A 5954-nucleotide genomic window follows, 5' to 3' on the forward strand; every position below is an offset into this window, starting at 1 on the left:
GCKGTGGGGCGCGCGAGCGGGCGCGGTGGTGTTGTGCGGGCTCGCGGGGCTCGCGGGCGCGGACGGCGCTCGTGCGGCCGAGCGTCCGGTGACGCCTGCCGCCTACCTGGCCGAGCAGCTGGAGAAGAGCCCCGTCTTCCTCTCCGACCAGATGCCGCGCACCAGCCCGCGCTCGGCGAAACCGGCCTTCGTGAAGGAGGCCAAGCGCACGGGCGTGCCGACGTACGTGGCGGTGGTGCCGACGGCGGCGGCGTTCTGGGACGAGGGCCTTCTGGAGTCGGTGCACGACCGGCTCGGCAAGAAGGGGCTGTACGTACTGCTCGACGGAAGCGGCGGAAGCCCCCGCGCCGCCGCCTTCGGCGTGGACGTGCAGGCCCGCGAGGCGGCCATGGCCACCACGTTCGAGCTGCCCTACGACGCGGGGGCCCTGGACGCCTTCCGCCACTTCGTCGACGTCGTACGCTCCGGCGACGCCGCCGCCCGCGCCGACCGCGGGGCGCAGGAGAGCCGGGCGGGCGAGGAGCCGGACTCCCGTTACACCAGCCTCGCCGACCGCGACAACCAGAGCTTTCTGACCGGTCTGCTGCTGACCGGCGTGCCGGTGGTCTGGGTGGCCGTCGGCTGGTACGTGCGCCGGTGGCGCCACGGCAGGGGAACGAGACCGCCCGTGGTGGGGGCGGTGGTGCCCGCCGTGGTGAGCGCCGCCGTCATCGGCTTCGGCGCCCCCCTCGTCTGGAACGACACCCGCTCGGACGGCGATCCGCTGCCCACCGCCGCCGACATGCGGGCCAGGACCGACAGAGTCGCCGGAGCGCTGCGCGACGACCCCGTCTACGTCGACCCCCTCGCGGGCGGGCTGCTGACCCGCGGCCAGCGCGCCGAGTTGGAAGCGCGCGCGCAACGGCTGGAGCGCCGGGGCGTGCCCGTCCACGTGGTCGTCGTCCCCCTCAGCCCCGAGGACGAGTCGGCGGGCGACGGCGAGGCGTTCGCGCGCCGCCTCCACCAGCGGCTGGGCACGGCGGGCGACGGCGTGTACGTCGTCGCGCCCGCGTCCGAGTCGGGCGGTCTGGACCTCGTCAACTACGGCGCGAAGATCGTGAGCAGGCAGCTCCACGCCGGCACGGAGAAGCTGCGCTACGGGGAGGACACCTCGGCCGGGGACGGGCTGTACGGGCGGCTGGACGCGGCACTGCGCGCCGTCGGCCGTGCCCCCTCGGGACCGGCCGAAGGACCCTACCTGGAGCCGTTGGCCGCCCCCGATCCCGTCGCGGAGGACGCGCTGCCCGCCCTCTACTCCGGGGACTTCACCGGCGGCGCCGTGCTGGGCGCCGTGGCGGGCCCGGTGGTCCTCGGGCTGACCGCGGGCGGTCTGGGCGTCGCGCGCCGCACCGGACTCGCCTGGGCGGCGCCCGCCACCGGCGTGCCGGGAGCGGGGCGCACCGGAGCTGCGGGCCGCTCCGGGCCGGGCGTCCCCCGCCAGGCCGCACCCGGCGACGGGCCGCCGCCGGGCGAGGTGCCGCACGCTCCGGCCCGGCCGTCGACAGGCTGGCTGCGGCGCACCGCCCGGCGCGAACTCGACGCGCTGAGCGCCGAGTTCGAGCGCCTGTCCGACGAGCTGCCCGACCGGGTCCGCACCCGGGCCTGGGGCTGTCTGGACGCGGCGACGCTCCTCCTCGACCAGGAGGGCGACAGCAGGGTCGACGCGGACGCCGAGGCGCCCACCCTCGCCGCCGGGCTGGCCCTGGTGCGGGCGGGGCACGCCGCCGTGCGCGACCGCGACCTGCCCTTCCCCGCCGAGCTGCGGCTCTGCCTCCTCAACCCGTTGCACGGTCCCGCGTCCGCCACCCGGAAGCTGGAGCTGCCGGGAGAGGGTTCGGCGCGGGCCCGCCCGGTGTGCGCGGCCTGCGGTGCCGCACTGGCCGCGCGCGACTCCGATTCCGAGATCCGCTCCGCCGTCCACGTCGTGCAGACCGTCGGGGCGCGCCTGTTGTGCCTGCGCGCCTCCGGAGCGGGGCGCCTCTCGGCCCGCGAGCCGTACCACCGGGTCCCGGGGCCGCTCGGTGCCAGGCACGGCACAGGAGGGGGCGCGAGCGTGACCGCCGACCAGATCGTCCGCCGGGTACGGGAGCAACTGGGTGTCCACTGAAGCGTCCATCTCGATGTCCACCGACACGCGCCGCGCCGCGGTCGGGCCCGGCCGCCTCCTCCGCGTCCCGCGCGCCGCCGTGCCCCGAGCCGTGGTCGCCGCAGCCGTCGCCGCGGCGCTGCTGCTGGTGTGGGCCGCTGTGGCCCCCGCCCGGGCCGCGGAAAGCCCCGGCGAGCGGATAGCCGAGGCGCTGCGCTCCTCGCCGGTCTACGTCGACCCCGCCTACGAACAGGCGTTCCCCACCACGCAGCAGCACAAGCTGGAGCGGCGGATCGAGGCGTCAGGGCTGCCGGTGCGGGTCATCGTCGTCCCCTTCGTCACCGGGGACGCCTGGGACGCGGACCCACGCAAGATGATCGACGTCGTCCGCGACCGGCTGGGGGAGAGCCCGCACAAGGAAGCCGTCTACATGACCCTCAGCGACACCGAGGGGTTCCTGGAGGGGCGCGAGTACCCGCGGAACGGCACCCACCAGGCGAACTGGGGTGTGGCCGCCGTCGGGCACCAGGAGGACATGGACGGCAAGAGCCTCTACGCGAAGTTCTCCCGGGCCCTGGAGATCGTCGAGGCGGGCAACGGCGACGAGGTGTACGAGAAGGCCACGGCGGACCTGTCCGAAGGACCGGCCACCGACAGAGCCGAGGGCGGCACCACCTGGCTGCTGCCGACGCTGCTGGCGGCGGGCGCGCTGGCAATCCTGGCCGCCGCGGCCCTGGCCGTGCGGGCCGTACGCCGCGGCGGCGCGGCCCGTGGCGCGTTCACCTCCCCGCGCTCCGTCTTCGCCAGCGCGCGCGCAGCGGGCGCGGCCGACCTGCGGCGGCACGCGCAGCGCGAACTGCTCGCCTACAACGGGGAACTCCTCGCCCGCGACCCCGGCGAGGAGGGGACCGACAGCGCGCTGCTCCAGCTCTCCCTCGACGCCTACGACGCCGCCGGACGGGTCCTGGACGCCGCACGCGACGTGCCCGACCTCGCGGGGGTGCTCGCGCTCATCCACGAGGGACGCGGCGCGCTGCGCAGGTCGGCGCCCGCCAGGGGGCGGGGCCGCAAGAGCCGCAAGGCCGGCGGCGGCAGGGGCGCCGCACTGCCGCTGTGCTTCTTCCACCCGCTGCACGGCCCCGCCGCGCGCCGCATCCGCTGGCGCCCGCTGGGCCGCAGGGAAGCGCTGGACGTGGCCGCCTGCGGCACCTGCGCGGCGGCCGTGGCCGCCCACCGCACCCCCGAGGTGCTGACGCAGACCCACGAGGGCCGCACCGTCCCCTACTTCGAGGTACCGGCCGAGGAGAGCCTGTGGGCCGGGACGGGCTACGGCTCGCTCGGCGAGACCACCCTGACCGCACGCGTGCAGCGCGGCGACTTCTCCCGTACCCGGGGCTGAGGCGCTGGGGTCAGCGCGGCTCGCGCGGCAGCGGATGCCCCAGCAGCATGCTCGGGGCGCCCGCGACGCGGGTGAGGAAGACGGTGCACGAGCCGGCCGCCGCCCTCGCGTCGAGCTTCAGCTTCCTGCGCAGCTCCTCCGGCTCGACGGCCGAGCCGCGCTTCTTCACGGTGACCGAACCGACGCCGCGCTCCCGCAGCAGCGCCCGCAGCTTCTTGACGTTGAACGGCAGCACGTCGGTGATCTCGTAACCGGTCGCGTACGGGGTCGCTCGCGGTGGCGCGTCCGTCGTCACGTAGGCGATCGTCGGGTCGATCAGCCGCCCGTCCAGCAGCGCCGCCACGTCGGCGACCAGATGGGCGCGGATGACCGCGCCGTCCGGCTCGTAGAGGTAGCGGCCCACAGGGCCCGCGGGGGGATCGGGCAGGCCCTGCCCGAGAAGCGTGTCGCCGGAGGGCAGCAGCGTGGCCCGGGCCGCCGCCGCGTCGCCGCTCGTCGGGGTGAACCACAGGACGGCCTCCTTGACGTCGCCGGCGTAGGAGACCCACTCGGCCTCCGCCTGGGCCGGCACCGCCTCGTGCGGAATGCCGGGCGCCACCTTGAGCGCGGCCAGCGGCGCGGCGAGGGCCGCCTCCACGGCCCAGCTCAGCGGCGGGGAGTAGGCCTCGGGATCGAAGATCCGGCCACGGCCGCCGCGGCGGGCCGGGTCGGCGAAGACGGCGTCGTAGCCCGAGGCCGAGACCTGTGTGACGTCGGCGCGGCGCACCTCGACGCGGTCGGCCAGGCCGAGCACCTCCGCGTTGGCGCGGGCGACCGCACAGGTCAGCGGGTCGCGGTCGACGGCCAGCACCCGGATGCCCGCCCGGGCGAGGGCCAGCGCGTCCGCGCCGACGCCGCAGCACAGGTCGGCGGCGCTGCCGGCGCCGAGTGCGGCGAACCGGCGGGCCCGGTGGTCGGCCACCGAGGTGCGCGTGGCCTGTTCCAGACCGTCCGCCGTGAAGTACAGGGCCGCTGCCTCCTCCGCGCCGAACTTGGCCGCGGCGCGGGTGCGCAGGCGGTTCTGCGTCAGGGCCGCCGACACCAGCGCGGGCGCGTACCGCTGCCGCAGCCGCGTGGCGACGGCCAGCTCCTGCGCGGGCGCGACCCCGCGCACCTCCCGCAGCAGCGACTGACCCGCGGGGGAGAGCAACTCGGCGAACACCTCGACATCCACCCCGCCATTCTCCCGTGCCGCCCGCCGCCGCACGGGCACGGGGCTCCGGGCGCGGGGCTCCGGGCTCCGGGAACGGGGCAGGGGGTAGGGGCGCGGGGCACGGACCGGCGGTAGGGTCGGGTCCGTGAAGTGAGGACCCAGTGCGCCGCCGCCGCGCGGCACCCGTGCGCGATGACGCCGTTCGAGCCCCCTCCGGGCTCCGGCGCCGGTCCGGCGCGCCCGCACGCCCTCCTCCACTTCGACGATCGGAAAACCTCGTGCCCGACACCTCCGCGAACCGCGACACCTCCACGAACCCCGGCACCCCCACGACCCCCGGCACCTCCATGGACGACGCGGCGTTCCTCGGCCACGTCGCCGACCGGCTGGCCGCGCTGCCCGCCGTGCAGGCAGTCACCCTGGGCGGGTCCCGTGCACAGGATGCCCACCACCCGGACAGTGACTGGGACTTCGCCGTCTACTACCGGGGCGCCTTCGACCCCGCCGCTCTGCGTGCCGTCGGCTGGGAGGGCCAGGTGTCCGAGGTCGGCGAGTGGGGAGGGGGCGTCTTCAACGGCGGAGCGTGGCTGACCGTCGACGGGCGGCACGTCGACGTCCACTACCGGGATCTGGACGTGGTCGAGCACCAGACCGCCGAGGCGCGTGCGGGGCGGTTCCACTGGGAGCCGCTGATGTTCCATCTCGCCGGTATCCCCAGCTACCTGGTGGTCGCCGAACTCGCCACAGGCCAGGTGCTCAGCGGCGACCTGCCGTGCCCCGCCTACCCGGAAGCCCTGCGGGCCTCGGCTCCGCCGGTGTGGCGGGACAAGGCGGCGCTCACCCTCCAGTACGCGCTGGGCGCCCACGTGCCCCGCGGCCAGGTCACCGAGGTCGCGGGCGCGCTCGCCACGGCCGCCGCGCAGACCGCCCACGCGGTGCTCGCCGCCCGCGGCGAGTGGATCACCAATGAGAAGCGGCTCCTGGCGCGGGCGGGCCTGCGGGAGGTGGACACGCTGCTGGCGGCGCTCGGGCCAGGTCACGAGGCGCTCAGGCACGCCGTGACCGAGGCGGCGGCCCTCTTCCGGAGCGCGGCCTGAGCGCTCCGCACCCCCGAGTGGGAGGCCTCGTTCGAGCGCTCGGGTGGCCATCGCCTAGCACTCCGCTTGACCGAGTGCTAGCGGAGCAATAATCTCAACCCTGGCACTCTCCCCGTGGGAGTGCCAGCAGTACGCGACGGG

General features: G+C 76.2%; 4 protein-coding genes. 3 read left to right on the plus strand and 1 reads right to left on the minus strand.

The genetic code is table 11. The features are described 5' to 3' along the window. Together AB8Z75_RS31395 and AB8Z75_RS31400 are read left to right on the plus strand one after the other, a co-directional pair. On the plus strand, positions 1 to 2146 hold a 2146-nt coding region (locus tag AB8Z75_RS31395), incomplete at its 5' end, for a hypothetical protein (protein ID WP_369207970.1). Beyond that, positions 2136 to 3524: a hypothetical protein gene (locus AB8Z75_RS31400; RefSeq protein ID WP_369207972.1), complete on the plus strand. Its 1389-nt coding sequence runs from the start codon at positions 2136 to 2138 to the stop codon at positions 3522 to 3524. The genes AB8Z75_RS31395 and AB8Z75_RS31400, both read left to right, overlap by 11 nt. 10 nt (positions 3525 to 3534) lie before the next feature. Here the strand turns inward: AB8Z75_RS31400 and AB8Z75_RS31405 are convergent, their stop codons facing one another. After that, a complete protein-coding gene (locus tag AB8Z75_RS31405) occupies positions 3535 to 4737 on the minus strand; it encodes a methyltransferase domain-containing protein (protein WP_369207974.1) in 1203 nt (400 codons plus the stop codon). Positions 4738 to 5063: 326 nt separating this feature from the next. Here AB8Z75_RS31405 and AB8Z75_RS31410 point away from each other — a divergent pair, with 326 nt between their 5' ends. After that, positions 5064 to 5813, plus strand: a complete 750-nt coding sequence (locus AB8Z75_RS31410; RefSeq protein WP_369207976.1) for a nucleotidyltransferase domain-containing protein — start codon at positions 5064 to 5066, stop codon at positions 5811 to 5813. Positions 5814 to 5954 lie beyond the last annotated feature (141 nt).

It is taken from the genome of Streptomyces sp. PU-14G (assembly GCF_041028275.1).
Taxonomy (GTDB): Bacteria; Actinomycetota; Actinomycetes; order Streptomycetales; family Streptomycetaceae; genus Streptomyces.

Bases quoted from the DNA above. Each gene is read 5' to 3' on its own strand.
- AB8Z75_RS31410 (WP_369207976.1), top strand. From the start codon at position 5,064: ATGGACGACGCGGCGTTCCTCGGCCACGTCGCCGACCGGCTGGCCGCG.